This window comes from Bradyrhizobium sp. UBA2491, assembly GCF_002341725.1.
In the GTDB taxonomy this organism is placed as follows: domain Bacteria; phylum Pseudomonadota; class Alphaproteobacteria; order Rhizobiales; family Xanthobacteraceae; genus Bradyrhizobium.
In genome coordinates this window covers 23,149-36,739 of the sequence record NZ_DDOP01000004.1, presented here as the reverse complement: position 1 = coordinate 36,739, position 13,591 = coordinate 23,149, and the positions used below count along the sequence as shown (strand labels likewise).

Annotated in this window: 12 protein-coding genes and 1 pseudogene; 5 read left to right on the top strand and 8 right to left on the bottom strand. The window is 63.6% G+C overall.

The genetic code is table 11. From position 1 onward, the window contains the following. Window positions 1-140, bottom strand: a pseudogene (locus B2W55_RS34230) (IS481 family transposase); the annotation flags it as partial. 23 nt (window positions 141-163) lie between these two features. Here B2W55_RS34230 and B2W55_RS01345 point away from each other — a divergent pair. The 4 genes from B2W55_RS01345 (at window position 164) to B2W55_RS01330 (ending at window position 3,634) form a co-directional block, all read left to right on the top strand. Continuing rightward, window positions 164-469 (top strand): hypothetical protein, encoded by a 306-nt coding sequence (locus tag B2W55_RS01345; protein WP_024583292.1) that lies wholly within the window; start codon window positions 164-166, stop codon window positions 467-469. Window positions 470-663: 194 nt separating this feature from the next. Continuing rightward, the gene (locus tag B2W55_RS01340; protein WP_145987161.1) at window positions 664-2,235 is read left to right on the top strand and encodes a hypothetical protein; all 1,572 of its coding nucleotides are present in this window, start codon (window positions 664-666) and stop codon (window positions 2,233-2,235) included. A 239-nt stretch (window positions 2,236-2,474) separates the two neighbouring features. After that, window positions 2,475-2,981 carry a GNAT family N-acetyltransferase gene (locus tag B2W55_RS01335; protein ID WP_024583294.1) on the top strand — a complete coding sequence of 169 codons (507 nt, stop codon included), beginning with the start codon at window positions 2,475-2,477 and terminating at the stop codon, window positions 2,979-2,981. Window positions 2,982-3,106: 125 nt separating this feature from the next. Continuing rightward, entirely contained in the window at window positions 3,107-3,634 is a 528-nt protein-coding gene (locus B2W55_RS01330) for a GNAT family N-acetyltransferase (RefSeq protein ID WP_024583295.1), read from the top strand. A 173-nt stretch (window positions 3,635-3,807) separates the two neighbouring features. Here B2W55_RS01330 and B2W55_RS01325 read toward each other — a convergent pair whose 3' ends face one another. The 5 genes from B2W55_RS01325 to B2W55_RS01305 all read right to left on the bottom strand — a co-directional run bounded on the left by B2W55_RS01325 (window position 3,808) and on the right by B2W55_RS01305 (window position 11,061). After that, the gene (locus B2W55_RS01325; RefSeq protein ID WP_024583296.1) at window positions 3,808-4,683 is read right to left on the bottom strand and encodes a sigma-70 family RNA polymerase sigma factor; all 876 of its coding nucleotides are present in this window, start codon (window positions 4,681-4,683) and stop codon (window positions 3,808-3,810) included. Continuing rightward, window positions 4,680-5,336: a flavodoxin family protein gene (locus B2W55_RS01320; protein WP_024583297.1), complete on the bottom strand. Its 657-nt coding sequence runs from the start codon at window positions 5,334-5,336 to the stop codon at window positions 4,680-4,682. The genes B2W55_RS01325 and B2W55_RS01320 overlap by 4 nt, the downstream gene beginning before the upstream one ends. Before the next feature lie 131 nt (window positions 5,337-5,467). Further along, the gene (locus B2W55_RS01315) at window positions 5,468-7,066 is read right to left on the bottom strand and encodes an ABC-F family ATP-binding cassette domain-containing protein (protein ID WP_024583298.1); all 1,599 of its coding nucleotides are present in this window, start codon (window positions 7,064-7,066) and stop codon (window positions 5,468-5,470) included. A 132-nt stretch (window positions 7,067-7,198) separates the two neighbouring features. Continuing rightward, window positions 7,199-8,518 carry an Hsp70 family protein gene (locus B2W55_RS01310; RefSeq protein ID WP_024583299.1) on the bottom strand — a complete coding sequence of 440 codons (1,320 nt, stop codon included), beginning with the start codon at window positions 8,516-8,518 and terminating at the stop codon, window positions 7,199-7,201. Between the two features lie 167 nt (window positions 8,519-8,685). Next, the gene (locus tag B2W55_RS01305) at window positions 8,686-11,061 is read right to left on the bottom strand and encodes a glucose/quinate/shikimate family membrane-bound PQQ-dependent dehydrogenase (protein WP_024583300.1); all 2,376 of its coding nucleotides are present in this window, start codon (window positions 11,059-11,061) and stop codon (window positions 8,686-8,688) included. A gap of 278 nt (window positions 11,062-11,339) precedes the next feature. On the opposite strand from B2W55_RS01305, the gene B2W55_RS01300 reads away from it, so the two are divergent. Beyond that, window positions 11,340-12,089 (top strand): class I SAM-dependent methyltransferase, encoded by a 750-nt coding sequence (locus B2W55_RS01300; protein WP_024583301.1) that lies wholly within the window; start codon window positions 11,340-11,342, stop codon window positions 12,087-12,089. Between the two features lie 15 nt (window positions 12,090-12,104). Here B2W55_RS01300 and B2W55_RS01295 read toward each other — a convergent pair whose 3' ends face one another. Together B2W55_RS01295 and B2W55_RS01290 are read right to left on the bottom strand one after the other, a co-directional pair. Further along, the gene (locus B2W55_RS01295) at window positions 12,105-12,593 is read right to left on the bottom strand and encodes an SRPBCC domain-containing protein (RefSeq protein ID WP_024583302.1); all 489 of its coding nucleotides are present in this window, start codon (window positions 12,591-12,593) and stop codon (window positions 12,105-12,107) included. Between the two features lie 7 nt (window positions 12,594-12,600). Beyond that, window positions 12,601-13,557: a LysR family transcriptional regulator gene (locus B2W55_RS01290; RefSeq protein ID WP_024583303.1), complete on the bottom strand. Its 957-nt coding sequence runs from the start codon at window positions 13,555-13,557 to the stop codon at window positions 12,601-12,603. Between the last annotated feature and the right edge of the window lie 34 nt (window positions 13,558-13,591).

The following is a 13,591-nucleotide window of genomic DNA, read 5'->3' as shown; positions in this document are numbered from 1 at the left end:
GTCGTCGACCTCCTTGATGCCGAGTTTCTGGCCGGCCGGGACGGTGGAGATGTTGATGCGCTTCCGGCGCAAGCAAAGACGCCCTTAAGGGGGCACAAGAACTCGCGATCATGGAACGGATAGGCCAGTTCCGGTAGGCCGGCGGAAGTGGTGCGAAGTCCACATGGATCTGCTTGCCAGTGAATTCTTCCTTCTCCGCCCGGTCGCTGAAGAGATCCAGGTCGACGACGGAGTGACTGCTTCGGATATCCAGCGCGACGCGAATCTGTTGCGCATCGAAGCCGAGGTTGGTGGAGGGAGCAAATACCGAATGGATCGAGAAGTTGACTCCCGGCCGTCTATCGCCAGCCCAGTAGACACTGCTGACTCCATTTGCGCGCTTCGAAGAACGATGAACGAGGAGATCGTTGGATCCGAAGCCTTCCGTACCGAGACCAACGATAAGTCGTCGAAGCATCGCCCCGAGTAACATAGGCCTCAGCCCTCTCGTCAGTCGATCAGCCGAGCCGGTTCTGATGTTTGTCTCATCACGAGGACATATAGAAACATTCAGAAAACAAGTTCGACGTCTGTCGGGGAAAAGAGCTGTGTTCGATTGCAAACAGACAGTTTCCCGCTTTAGGTTATGAGTATTTTCAACCCAAAGTAGCGGGTAAATTTTCCATGCGGCGTGTTCGGTTTTCAAATCCTGTGAGCGTTGCCTTTGTTGTCGTACTGCTGTCGAGTTGCACAATCGTTCCTTCCATTGAAGAGACGACCGGCGCTCGAGACAGCAAGCTATTCATCAATGACGTCGTGACGCGGGTCAAATGCGAATTGGCGTCGGCCTACGGCGACAAGAGCATCCAAGACAAATACCTTTGGCTCAAGGATTGGACGGTCAAAACCGACCTTAGTCTTCAAATCAACGAGCAGGGCGGAATAACGCCGACTCTGTCCTACACCCAATTTCAAAGAAGTGCGGTCAATGTCGGCGCTGGGCCAGCTACGACGACAAGCTCGGCGCTTGGCCTCGTGCAGCAGTCCTTTACAACGGCGGTCAATGCGAACGTTGGAGCGCAGATGACGGCAATCCAGGCAGAAAGCTTCACGATATCTGTTGCTGAACTTGCGGCATTTCGCAAAAGCGCAGAGTACTTCAAGATGTGCAAGCCGGCAGAGGACATAGGCCTTCTCGGCAATCTGCGTCTAAAGGAATGGGCTGACGCTTCGCTTTCTCCCGTTGGTAGTGTTCTTTTCGCCGGAAAACACAAGGCGCCGGGGACAGCGAGCGCGACGAAACCGCAAGTGACTCCTAAACCAACTGCGATAACCGGTAACCCTGCTTTAACCGCAGAGAAGATCCTGGAATTCAAGAATTCGGCGCAGCCTAAGTCATTGGATTCGGAGCAAAACAAGAAACTTGACGATCTAGTGGCGCTTGCAACCGAGGCAAATCAAGAGACCATCGCGAATCATGATGCGGTCAACAAAGCCTATAATCAGATTAAAGGAAATCTGGAGAAAGCGAACGACGAGCTGACAAACTATACACCCATTGCGACGGGACCAGCCCTCAAGACTCTCCGCGACCAAGTAGCGACGTTCCGCAAACTTTTGAAGAACGCTCAGAGCGCCAAAGATTGCGTACTTCAACAAGCGTGTGGAAATGCCTACGGAGATTGTAGCAAATTCCTGGGTGCACCCGTCGAGCGGTGGAGGCAGCGTTGGGAGATAGATGACCAGTGCAGAGCATTGACTTGCGCGTCGTCGCCCGGCGATCCACAAAATGGCGGGAAGGCGTATGACGAGTCTAAAAACTATGGCTCGATGCAGGAGAAGGCATGCGCCCTGACCGGGCGCGATGAAGCGCGTCGCTTTCCCATACTTTACAGCGAGGAGCTGGGCTTCGTGAGGGATTCTGCCGACTCTGCAAAAACAAATCAGGCAAATTCGAAGACCCTTGCCGATTATACGCAAGGTCTTGCCCAGCAAGCTCCAACACAGCCAGATGCTCCGGTGGATTCGATTAGCACGACAATCCAGTTCGAGGTCGCGATGGGGGCTGGCGTAACTCCGAGCTGGTCTCTCATCTATTTTAAGGGCCCAGGTATCAATTCGCCATTTGTTGCGGCTACTCTAAACCGTACGCACATCCTGCAAGTCGCGCTGGGCGCTCCCTCAGCGTCGACCAACTCTGGTTTGGAGCAAAGCCGGGTTCTTCAGAACGGAGTATTTCTCCTGCTTCCCCACTAAGGAACTGCAAGCCGGTAATCGCCGTCCGGCAATCGGACGCTGTGCCTTAGTCCACACAAGCCGTACTTGATGTCCTGGGGCAAAGTTGGAGCGCGAGGAGTTGAGACTGAATCAGCAGGTTTCAACCAGTACGAGTCAGTCGTCCTGAACCAGTGTATAGGTTCGAACGTTTCGCTCGAAGATGACTTTGAAGCCGAGATCGCGCAGCCGCGATCTCGGCCGCACCTGAAGGTTGGTCAATGCTCCATGAAGTTCCGATGCTTAGCACCGCTAGGTTGACACTGCGTCCGCAGGTGATCGATGACTTCCCCGCCTACCTCGCCTTCCTGGCTTCGTCCCGATCGGGCGGCATGGGCGGCCCGTTCGACGTGCGCGCGGCGTGGGGAATGTTTTGTCATGATCTGGCGTGCTGGCGTCTGTTCGGGCATGGCGCGCTGATGATCGAGCTCAATGCGTCGAAGCAGTGCATCGGCCAGGTCGGCATCAACCACGGGCCGCTGTTTCCGGAGAAGGAACTCGGCTGGCTGCTCTATGACGGGCACGAGGGGCATGGCTATGCCACGGAGGCCGCGGTCGCGCTGCGCGACTGGGCGTTCGCGACATTGAAGCTTTCGACGCTGGTCAGCTATATGGCGCCGGACAATGCGATGTCGGCTGCGGTGGCGAAGCGGTTGGGCGGTGTGCTCGATCCGTCGGCGCCGCGCGAGGACCCCGACGATCTCGTCTATCGCTATCGGGCGGGCTGAGCGATCAGTTCGGCCATCCCGGCACGTTGTGCAGCTCGTCGGGATTGCGCGTCAGGTAAGCCGCGACGATGCGCATCAATAGTGACCCGCTAGCTTCTCGTGCGCGACCCGATATCCTAAGCGATATGGAAATCATTCGCGCGGACGCGCTCCCGGGATCGGCTGAGGAAGTCGATTTTTCCTTCGAGATTGATAGCATCATCGTAGAGCCGTTCGATGCGGTGCCGTTGCGTGTCGAACCACTCTCGCAAAGGCGCAAAGCCTATGGGCTGGACGAGGCGCTGTTTGAACGATGCGACGGTACCGACAAGGTGCTGTTCCTGGCAAACGAGGCGGGAAATCTCGCTGGATACATTACCGCGAGCCGAGGATGGAACGGCTGCGCCGTGGTCGATGATTTTGCAGTGGCCCGATCATTTCGCCGACGAGGATTGGCGACCGCGTTGATGGATCGGCTTGCCGATTGGGCGCGTGACAAAGGGCTGGGAGCGATCCGGTTGGAGACCCAATCCAACAATGTCGCAGCTTGCAGCTTCTATCAGCGCTATGGCTTTGTCCTCGGCGGCTACGATCGATTTCTCTATCGCGAGCTGGGCTCGGACACGGCCGAGGAGGTGGCACTCTTCTGGTATCTTGATACTCGCCCCCGCTAGCTGGGTGACAACCTCCCTGCTGAATGGGTTATCGAGGGAGTGAAGGGCGTTCCGCTCCAGGTCGAAGGCCATTCGGCTTACGCCGGATCGGCAAACGTGGCGGATCGTGCGCTGATCGGCGCCAAGGGAAAACCCCGACGATCTCGTCTATCGCTATCGGGTGAGCTGAGCGATCAGTTCGGCCATCCCGGCACGTTGTGCAGCTTGTCGGGATTGCGCGTCACATAGACCGCGACGATCCGTTCGTTCTCGAACTGCAATGCTGTGGTTTGAACGAGGTCGCCCTCCATCGTGACGAAGCCGGGCAATCCGTTGATCGTTGCGTAGCGGATCAAGCGTGAGGGATGCACGGCGAACAGGCGGGCGAGCCCCGCGAAACGCTCCATCGCTGCATCACACCCGACCAGCGGGCGAACCGGCGCCGGCACCCGGCCGCCGCCATCGGCGTAGACCACGACATCCTCGGCGAGCATCGCGCGCAACGCGGCGAGGTCGCCGGTCCGCGTCGCCGTGAAGAAGACATTGGCGAGCCGCAGGCCGTCTTCATTGCCGACCACGAACCGCGGCCTGGCATCGTGGATATGCGCGCGTGCGCGGCTGGCGAGCTTGCGGCAGGTCGCGGCCTCGCGGCCGATCGTCTCGGAGACCGCATCGAACTCCATCCCGAACACATCATGCAGCAGGAAGGCCGCCCGTTCCAACGGCGACAGCCGCTCCAGCGCGATCATCAACGGCAGGATCAGGTCGTCGGCGGTCTCTTCCTGCTCGGGATCGAAGAACGGCTCGGGCAGCCATGGTCCGATATAGGCGGCGCGCCGGCGCCGCGCGGATTTCAGCTCGTTCAGGGACAGGCGGGTGACGATGGTGTAGAGCAGCGCCCTGGGATCGCGCATCCGCTCGCGATCGGCGGCGAGCCAGCGCAGCCAGGCATCGTGCACGACATCCTCCGCGTCGGCCACCGAGCCCAGCATCCGGTAGGCCAGCCGGATCAGGCGCGGCCGCAGGTCGGCGAAGATCTCAGCCGCTGCGGTTTCAGCCGCATCCTTCATGACGCCGCCCGAATGGCCGCGGCCGCCTCACGGCCACGTGCGAATTGAATCGCCGTCATCGCCACGCGCCGCCCGAGGTGGCGGGCGGTCGCGAGGTCCGATTCAGGCGGCGCGGTGTCGGCACCTTCGTCGGTGTTCGACTGCGCCCCGGCACCTAGCCAAAATCCCAGCCGGTTCGGATCGGCGTCCGATCCCGCTGCGGAGTTGTTGCCTGGCGGTAGATCGAGATTGACCCAATGCATGCCGTGCTGCGCGGCGAACAGGGCAAGCTGGATCAATGTCGACAGCTTGTCGCCGGCGTGGGCGCCCGAATTGGTGAAGCCGGCCGCGAGCTTGTCCTTCCATCGGTAGCCTTTCGACATCACCGCGGTCGAGGTTGCTTCCTGAAACGCTTTGAACGCCGCGGAGGCGGCGCCCATGTAGGTGGGCGTGCCGAAGATCAATGCGTCCGCATCCAGCAGGTGATCCCAACTCTGTTCCGCGTCCTCGACAGGCACCAGCAGCGCCTCCGCGCCATCGATATCTTGAATGCCAGACCTGACGGCCTCCGCCTGGCGCCGGGTGTGGCCGTAAGCGCTATGATAGACGATCGCGACAAGGGTGCGACCGCCACCGGTTCCGATAGTGTGCATGCTGTCCTCTGCTGCTGCCATTACAGAAGCTAGGACAAGGCAGGGCGTCGAAACGTGACATGACGTCCGAATTTTTGTCCGGAGGGGCTCCATTTGACGGTCACTCGGGCCGGAGTGGTGGCCGCTGGCTGCTTTGCATGGGGTTGTTTTGGCTATTTCGGTGGGAGCCGGCCATCGAGCTCGAACCTGCGGGTGACCCCGATCGCCTCCAGGAAGGCCTCGTCGTGGCTCACGACCAGCAGGGCGCCGTCATAGGCGCGCAGCCCGGCCTCGACCGCTTCCATGGAATCAATGTCGAGATGGTTGGTCGGCTCGTCGAGGATCAGCAGCGGCGGCGGCGTTGGCCCGCCGAGGACGCAGGCGAGGCCGGCGCGGAGCAACTGGCCGCCGCTCAGGCTCGCGACGGTCTGCAAGGCCGCATCGGCGCGAAACATAAAGCGCGCCAGCGCGGCGCGACAGGCGTTCTCGTCGGCATCCGGATTGATGCGCCGGAAGTTGGCGAGGATCGATGCTTGCGCATCGAGCAGGCTGACCGCCTGATCGAACATCGCAAAGCGGGTCATCACCTCGACGGTGCCGCGCGTCGCGGTGAGGGCGCCGCTGACGAGCTTGAGCAACGTCGTCTTGCCGGCGCCGTTGGGGCCTGTGATGGCGACGCGCTCCGGGCCTGCCATGGAGAAGGTGAGGCCGCGCAGGATCGGTGCCTCCGCGCTGTAACCCGCATCGGCGGCCTCGATGCGCAGCACCACCTTGCCCGCAGGCAGACGCGTCGACGGCAGTTGCACCGTGAACGGTTGCAGCACCTCGATGCGCTGGCGCGTATTGGCGGCAAGTTCTGTTGCTTGCGTTCGCCTGCGCTCGGCGAGCCGGGCGGTCTCGCCGCCGCTGTCCTCGCTGCGGTCCTTGCGCAGCCCGGCGGCAATGCGTGGCATGTCGCCCTTGGCGCGCTTCCTCGCGCCGGCGCCGTCCTTGCGCGCCTTCTTCTCGGTCGCTTCCCGCGTCTTGCGGTCGATCTCGGCGACACGCTTCTCGGCATCGTCAAGATCGTGTCGCGCCGCCGAGAGCTCGATCGCCTTGCGCGCGCGGTATTGGCTCCAATTGCCGCCATAGCGCCGTGCCTCCAGCGAGGTCAGTTCGACGATCGCATCCATGGTCTCGAGCAGCTCGCGATCGTGGCTGACGACGATGGCGCCATGCCGCCAACCGGCGAGCAGATCGATCACGGCCTGGCGTCCGGCACGGTCGAGATTGTTGGTGGGCTCGTCGAGTAGCAGGAAGTCAGGCCGTGCGAAGGTGAGCGCCGCGAGGCGCGCCCGGGTCGCCTGTCCGCCTGATAGCATCGCCAGCGGGGTGTCGAGAACATCGTCCAATCCGACACGCGCGAGCGCGGCCGCGATGCGACTGTCGAGCGTCCAGTCGATATCCGCAAGCTCCTCGGCCGTCGCCAGGCCCTGCTCGGCACGGCGCAACGCGGCCAATGCGCGGCGTGCGCCGAACAGGTCGATGACGGATTGGTCCGGCTTCACCTGCACCGTCTGATGCAGCATCCCGACGCGTCCCTGCACCGAGACCGTGCCGGATTGCGGCGCCTGCCGGCCTGCGATCAGGCCGAGCAGCGTCGTCTTGCCGATGCCGTTACGGCCGACAAGGCCGGTGCGTTCGGGGCCGAAACTGAGATCGATGTTGGAAAGGAGAACCCGGCCGTCAGGCGCGGACAGGGTCAGATGGGAGAGCGTGATCGATGCTGGCATGGATATCCCCGTGGGCAAGGCTGATGGGCATTGCGGTCAGGGTGAAATCCATGGTCGTCGGCATCCTCTCGGATTGATGATTGACGAGATGTAGTCGCGTATTGCGCCGACATCAAGACGCAGAGCGAAACGTCACGCCGCTTCGGCGAAGGTCCAGCGGTCGGGATCGGGGGTGTGGCCGATCAGGGCGAGACCATAGGCGATCGATTCGAACTGGTCCGCCGAGGTCAATCGCGCCTCGCCGAAGCGTTCCGCGAACAGGCGCTGCACCGCCGGCACGAACGAGGTGCCGCCGGTCAAGAACACCTTCTCGACGTCGCGCGCGGTGATGCCGGATTTCGCCAGCGCCTCGTCCACCGTCGCGCCCAGCCGCTCGATGTCGTCGGCGATCCAGGATTCGAAATCGTCGCGCGTCACGGTGGCGCCGATATCGATGCCTTGGCGGGCAAAGCGGAACTCGACGCGGTCGCGGCTCGACAGCGCGACCTTGGTATCGGACACGGCACGGTAGAGTGCGAAGCCGAGATCGTAGTCGACGATGGTGATGAAATCGTTGAGCGGCGCCGGATCGAGCGCGGTGCGCGCCAGCTGCTGCAATTCGCGCAGATCGCCATTGCCCCGCATCATCGCGAGCTGGTGCCAGCGCGCGAGGCTCGAATAGTAGTGGTTGGGGATCGGCAGCACCTTGTCGAACGAGCGGTAGTTGGTGCCCTTGCCGAGCCGCGGCGAGACGATGTGGTCGACGATGCGATAGTCGAAGGTGTCGCCGGCGATGCCGATGCCGGCATGTCCCAGCGGCTCGGCGCGCAGCACGCCGCCCTGGCGCGAGAATCGCATCACCGAGAAGTCGCTGGTGCCGCCACCGAAATCGGCCACCAGCACCGTGGCGTCATGGTCGAGGCTGCGCGCAAAGGAGAACGCCGCGCCGACCGGCTCGTAGACGTAGCGCGCGTGTCCGGCGCCGAGCCGCTCGAATGCGGCGCGGTAGCGCTGCATCGCGAGCTCGTCATTGGGATTGCCGCCAGCAAACTTCACCGGACGGCCGACCATGATGGTCGGTGCGCCGAGATCGAAGCCCTCGCCGGCATGGCGCGTCAGCGTGCGCAGGAACGCGGCGAGCAGATCCTCGAACTTGTAGCGCTGCCGGAAGATCTGCGTGGTGTTGAAGGCTGAGCTTGCCGCGAACGTCTTGAACGACTGGATGAAGCGATGGATCGTGCGTCCCTCCAGGAACTGCTCGATCGCCCACGGCCCGCCCTCGGCGCGCGGATGCAGGCCGGCGCCGGGCCGGTCCTCCCAGAAGCACAGCGCGGAGACATAGACGCTATGCGTGCGTCCGCCATGATCGAAGCGGATGGCCTCGACACGGCCATCGGCATCGGACAGTGCGACCACGGTGTTGCTGGTGCCAAAATCGACGCCAATCGAGACGGCGGGCGGGGCGCTCGACATGTCATGCTCGGGATTGTCTGTGAAAGGGGGCGGACCTTTAGCGGCTTTGGCCGCGTTTGCCAACCCGCCCCGAGGCCGCAAAATTCACGATCGCGGGACGGGCGGCAACAGCGCGGTGGTCCGCAGCGGAACCGCCGCATGACGCGACGATGACGCCGTGTTGCGGCCTAATCCTGCAATGCGTAGGCGATGACGTAGTCGCCGCGCTTGGTGCCGAACGAACCGTGGCCGCCGGCCGCGGTGACGACATATTGCTTGCCGCCGGCCTCGTAGCTCATCGGTGTCGATTGCGCGCCGGCCGGCAGTCGATCTTCCCACAGCACCTTGCCGTCGCGCACGTCGTAGGCCCGGATCGTGTATTCATAGGTCCCGGTGTAGAACGCGACGCCGCCGGCGGTGGTGATCGGGCCGCCCAGCATCGGCACGCCCATCTTGAAGGGAAGCGGCAACGGCGTGGTGTCCCGGATCGTGCCGTTCGGATGCTGCCAGACGACCTTCATCGTCCGGAGGTCGATCGCCGCCATCGAGCCCCATGGCGGCCGGTAGCACGGCACGGACAGCGGCGACAGGAAGCTCCAGATGTCCACCCCGAACGGCGTGCCGTACATCGGCTGCACGCCGACCTCGCTGCCGACCGGCTTGTCCGCCGTCGGTGCCGGCGGATTGTTTGGCCCGCGCGGAATCAGCCGCGACGCAAACGGCAGCGACATCGGATTGGCGATCGCGATCTGCCTGACAGGATCGATCGCAATGCCGCCCCATTCGAACATGCCGAGATTGCCGGGGAAGACCAGCGTGCCCTGCAACGAGGGCGGCGTGAACGTGCCCTCGTAGCGCAGGCGATGGAACATGATCCGGCACAGCAACTGGTCGAAGATCGTACCGCCCCACATGTCGGCGCCGGTCAGCTTCGCCTCCGGGCGGAAGGTCAGTTCGGAGAACGGTTGCGTCGGTGCGCTGCGGTCGCCGGGCGCTGCTCCCTGAGGCACCGGACGTTCAGGCGCCGGCACGATCAACTCGCCGGTCCTGCGGTCGAGCACGAAGATGTTGCCGACCTTGGTCGGCTGGATGATCGCAGGGATGACGCCCTTCGCCGTGGTGACGTCGACCAGGCTCGGCTGCGAGGGAACATCCATGTCCCAGAGATCGTGATGCACGGTCTGGTACGACCAGGCGCGCTTGCCGGTGTTGACGTCGAGCGCAACGATCGAGCTGGAATAACGTTCGACCAGCGCATCGCGATTGCCGCCCCAGATGTCGGGTCCGTTGTTGCCGGTCGGGATGTAGACCAGATTCAATTTCGGATCGAACGAGGCCGTGATCCAGGAATTCGGCGAGCCGGTGATGTAATGCCGGTCCGGGGATGGCAGCGCGTTCTCGTCCACCGCGCCGGAATCCCAGGCCCAGACCAGCTTGCCGGTGTAGACATCGAAGCCGCGGATCACGCCCGACGGCACCTCGACCGCGTAATTGTCGATGACGGCGGCGGCAACCACCAAAATCTTGTCGCTGACCACTGGCGGCGACGTCGGCTCGAAGAAGCCCGCCGTCTTGATCGCCATTCCCTGTTGCAGGTCGAGGACGCCGTGATCGGCAAAGCCATCGCACAGCTTGCCGCTGTCGGCATCGAGCGCGATCATGCGGCCGTCATTGACCGGCAGGAAGATCCGCCGCGGGCATTCGGCCGGTGCCGGATTGCCGCTGGCGTCGACGGCGCCCTGTGCGGTCTCGTGATAGGAGACCCCGCGGCAGGTCATGTGCTGGAACGTCTTGTTGAACACAAGCTTGGGGTCGTAGCGCCAGCGTTCCGTGCCGGTCCTGGCGTCGAGCGCGAACAGCACCTGGTGCTGCGAGCACAGATAGAGCGTGTCGCGTACCTTGATCGGAGTGACCTCGAAGGTCGTCTCGCCGGAATCGTTAGGTGTTTCCACGTCGCCGGTGCGGAAGGTCCAGGCGACCTTGAGCTTGCTGACATTGTCGGGTGTGATCTGCTTCAGCGGCGAATAGCGCTGTCCGAACTGCGTGCGGCCATAGGCGCGCCAGTCGCCGTCCGGCTGCGGATCGGTTTCGCTTTGCGGCACCGGGGCGCCGGCTTCCGCGATGGTGCCGTCGATGTCGTGATAGCTCGACAGCAGCCCGACGACGAGGACGGCAGAAGCTGCCAACACGCCGGCCCAGAGCGGCGCGGTCGCGCTGGCGTAGGATACGGATTGGTTTCGCGAAAGGCCGCGGACGATCATCGGCGTCAGCAGCCAGAGTGCCATCGGAAAGACGATGTCGCCGCGCGCAGCGAGCGGCCACCAGTCGAATTTCACCTCGTGGACCGCCCATGCCAACGTACCGACCAGCACGATCGCGAACAGCCACAGCGCCTGACGGCGCTGCGCCAGCAACAGCGCCGCGGTAGCGAGAATGCCGATGCCGAGGACGAGATAGAAGATCGATCCGCCCAGCGCGGCAAGCCAGATCCCGCCGGCCGCGAGCACCAGGCCGATCAAGCCGTAGACGATCGCTGTGATGAAAACGGCCCTGGATCGTTGCATGGCTGCTCCGGTGGGAAGAGGCACTGGGCTTGTCTCGCGCAAGCGCCACAGACCGCGTCCGCTTTCGGCAAGCTTGGTCCAATCACCGGCAACTCGCAACCCGGAACCTGCGATGCAGATGCAACATCTGCGTGTACGGCTGCCATGCCGGAACATGCCGGAACAAAATGCCCGCAAAATGCGCGTGCTCAGCGAATTTTGAATCGGCGTGCCCTTCCCGTGTTCGCGGGTGCTGCTCTATAGCTTCGTGCGAACAGCAGGGTGTGCAGGAGAAGCCAATGACACTGAATCCCACGGCGCTGAACTATCGCGGCGCGGTCGGCGCCTATGAGGCGGGACGGCCGAGCTATCCGGCGGAGATCGTCGCCGCGCTGCCGCTCGCGACGGCGCATTGCATCGTCGATCTCGGTGCCGGAACCGGCAAGTTCACCCGCCTGTTGCTACGGCATCTGTCCGAGACGGCCCGCCTGATCGCCGTCGAGCCCGTCGCCGAGATGTCGGCGAAGCTCGCGACCGAGGCCGGAATCGAGGTCATCAACAGCCGCGCCGATGCGATCGCGCTCGAGACCGGCAGCGTCGATCTCGTCACCTGTGCCCAGGCATTCCACTGGTTCGACAACGAGGCCTCGGTCGCCGAGATCGCGCGGCTGCTGCATCCCGGCGGCACGCTGGCGCTGGTCTGGAACAACCGGGATGATCGTACACCATGGGTTGACGCGTTGTCGGTCATGATCGAAGGCTATGCGGGAGACACGCCGCGGCAACGGACGGGACGCTGGCGCTGGGTCCTGAGCGATCCGCGCTTCGTGCTCGAGAAGGAGATCGTGCAGGACCATCCGCACCGGATGGCGCGCCGGGATGTCTTCGAGCGGGTCGCCTCGACGAGCTATGTCGCCAATCTTCCCGACAGCGAGAAGGCGGTGCTTCGCCAGAAGACCGACGACATCCTGCGTCAGGCCGGTCTCGGTGACGCGGACGAGGTGGTGTTTCCCTACATCACGAACCTCTATCTGCTGAAGAGGACGTAACGTTCTCAAGGCAGGTCATCGCGCGCAGTGCCTTTGCTCGACGGCCTGCTTCAGGCGCGGCAGCGCCATGCGCCAGTAGAACGCGACATGCCTGGCGCCGGAGTCGGCGCCGATTTCCCATCCGTTCCCGCGGCGGATCGGGGACGGCGGCACCTGCTGGGCGACTGTCAGCACCGTCTCGCCACCGTCAGCCGCGAGCGTCATCGTGACCGTCGCATAGCATTGCGGAACGTCCGGCAGGCCGGAGACCTGCGACCAATAGGAGAATTCGAGCAGCATTGGCGGTTGGACGCGGAGAACGTGGCCCTTGTCGTGATAACGCTTGGCGCCGATCTCCGCCTCGATCTCGATCGGCGCGCCGATCTGCCAATCCGTTCTGAAGTGAGCGTTGCGCCATGTCTCGTCCGCATCGGGAGCCATGATCGCATCCCACACCTGCTTTGGTTCCGCGGCGATGCGGATCGACTCGGTCACGGGCTGCAAGGGCATGGGATCGTTCGTCATCGCACGCTCACTTGTCGTCCACGATCTTCCATTTTCCATCGGCGCCACGCCGCAGCGCCGGGTCGCCGATGCGGATGTGCTGTGCGAGGAAATCGATGAAGGCGCGCACCCGCGCCGGCAGCGGGCCGGCGTGGCCGACATAGACAGCGTGGATGTCCTCGCGGTCGCCCGGATTCAGGTTCTGCAACACCGGCACCAGACGGCCGGCCTCGATGTCGGGACCGATATGAAACAATGCCAGCCGCGCCACGCCGATGCCGCCAAGCGTGAGTTGGCGCGCGGTCTCGCCGTCGCTGGCGCGGGCGACCGGCGGCGGCAACGTCTCCTCGATCTTTTCGGCGCGGCGGAACGGCCAGCCGCGGATGCTGCGCGGAAAGGTCCAGCCGATGCCGCGATGCGCGGCGAGGTCGGCCGGCGTCTTCGGAATGCCGTGGCGGGCGAGATAGGATGGTGCAGCGACCACCGCCATCCGGCTGGTGCCGAGCTTACGCGCGATCAGCCGTGAGGCGCCGAGCGGCCCGGCGCGGATCGCGACATCGGCGCGCGCCTGCATCAGGTCGACCAGCGTGTCGGTCAGCACGATGTCGACCGTGATGTCGGGGTGCTCGCGCATGAAGCGCGGCAAGAGCGGCATCACATGCAGCATGCCGAACGGGATGTTGCTGTTCACGGTGAGATGGCCGCGCGGCACGCAGGAGGCGGCCTCGCGCTCGGCCTCGTCGATGTCGGCGAGGATGCGTTGCGCACGCTGGTAGAACGCCTGGCCCTCCTCGGTGAGCTGCAGCTTGCGCGTGGTGCGGTTGACCAGCCTTGTGCCGAGCCGCGTTTCCAGACGGGACACCAGCTTGCTGACGCCGGATGGCGTCTGCCGCAGGCTGTTCGCGGCGGCCGTGAAGCCGCCGAGATCGACGACGCGGACGAAGACGTCCATTTCGCCGGAGCGGTTGGTGTCTGTGCGAGCCATGTTGATTTCAAGTCACAAATGATTGGCTTGCGGC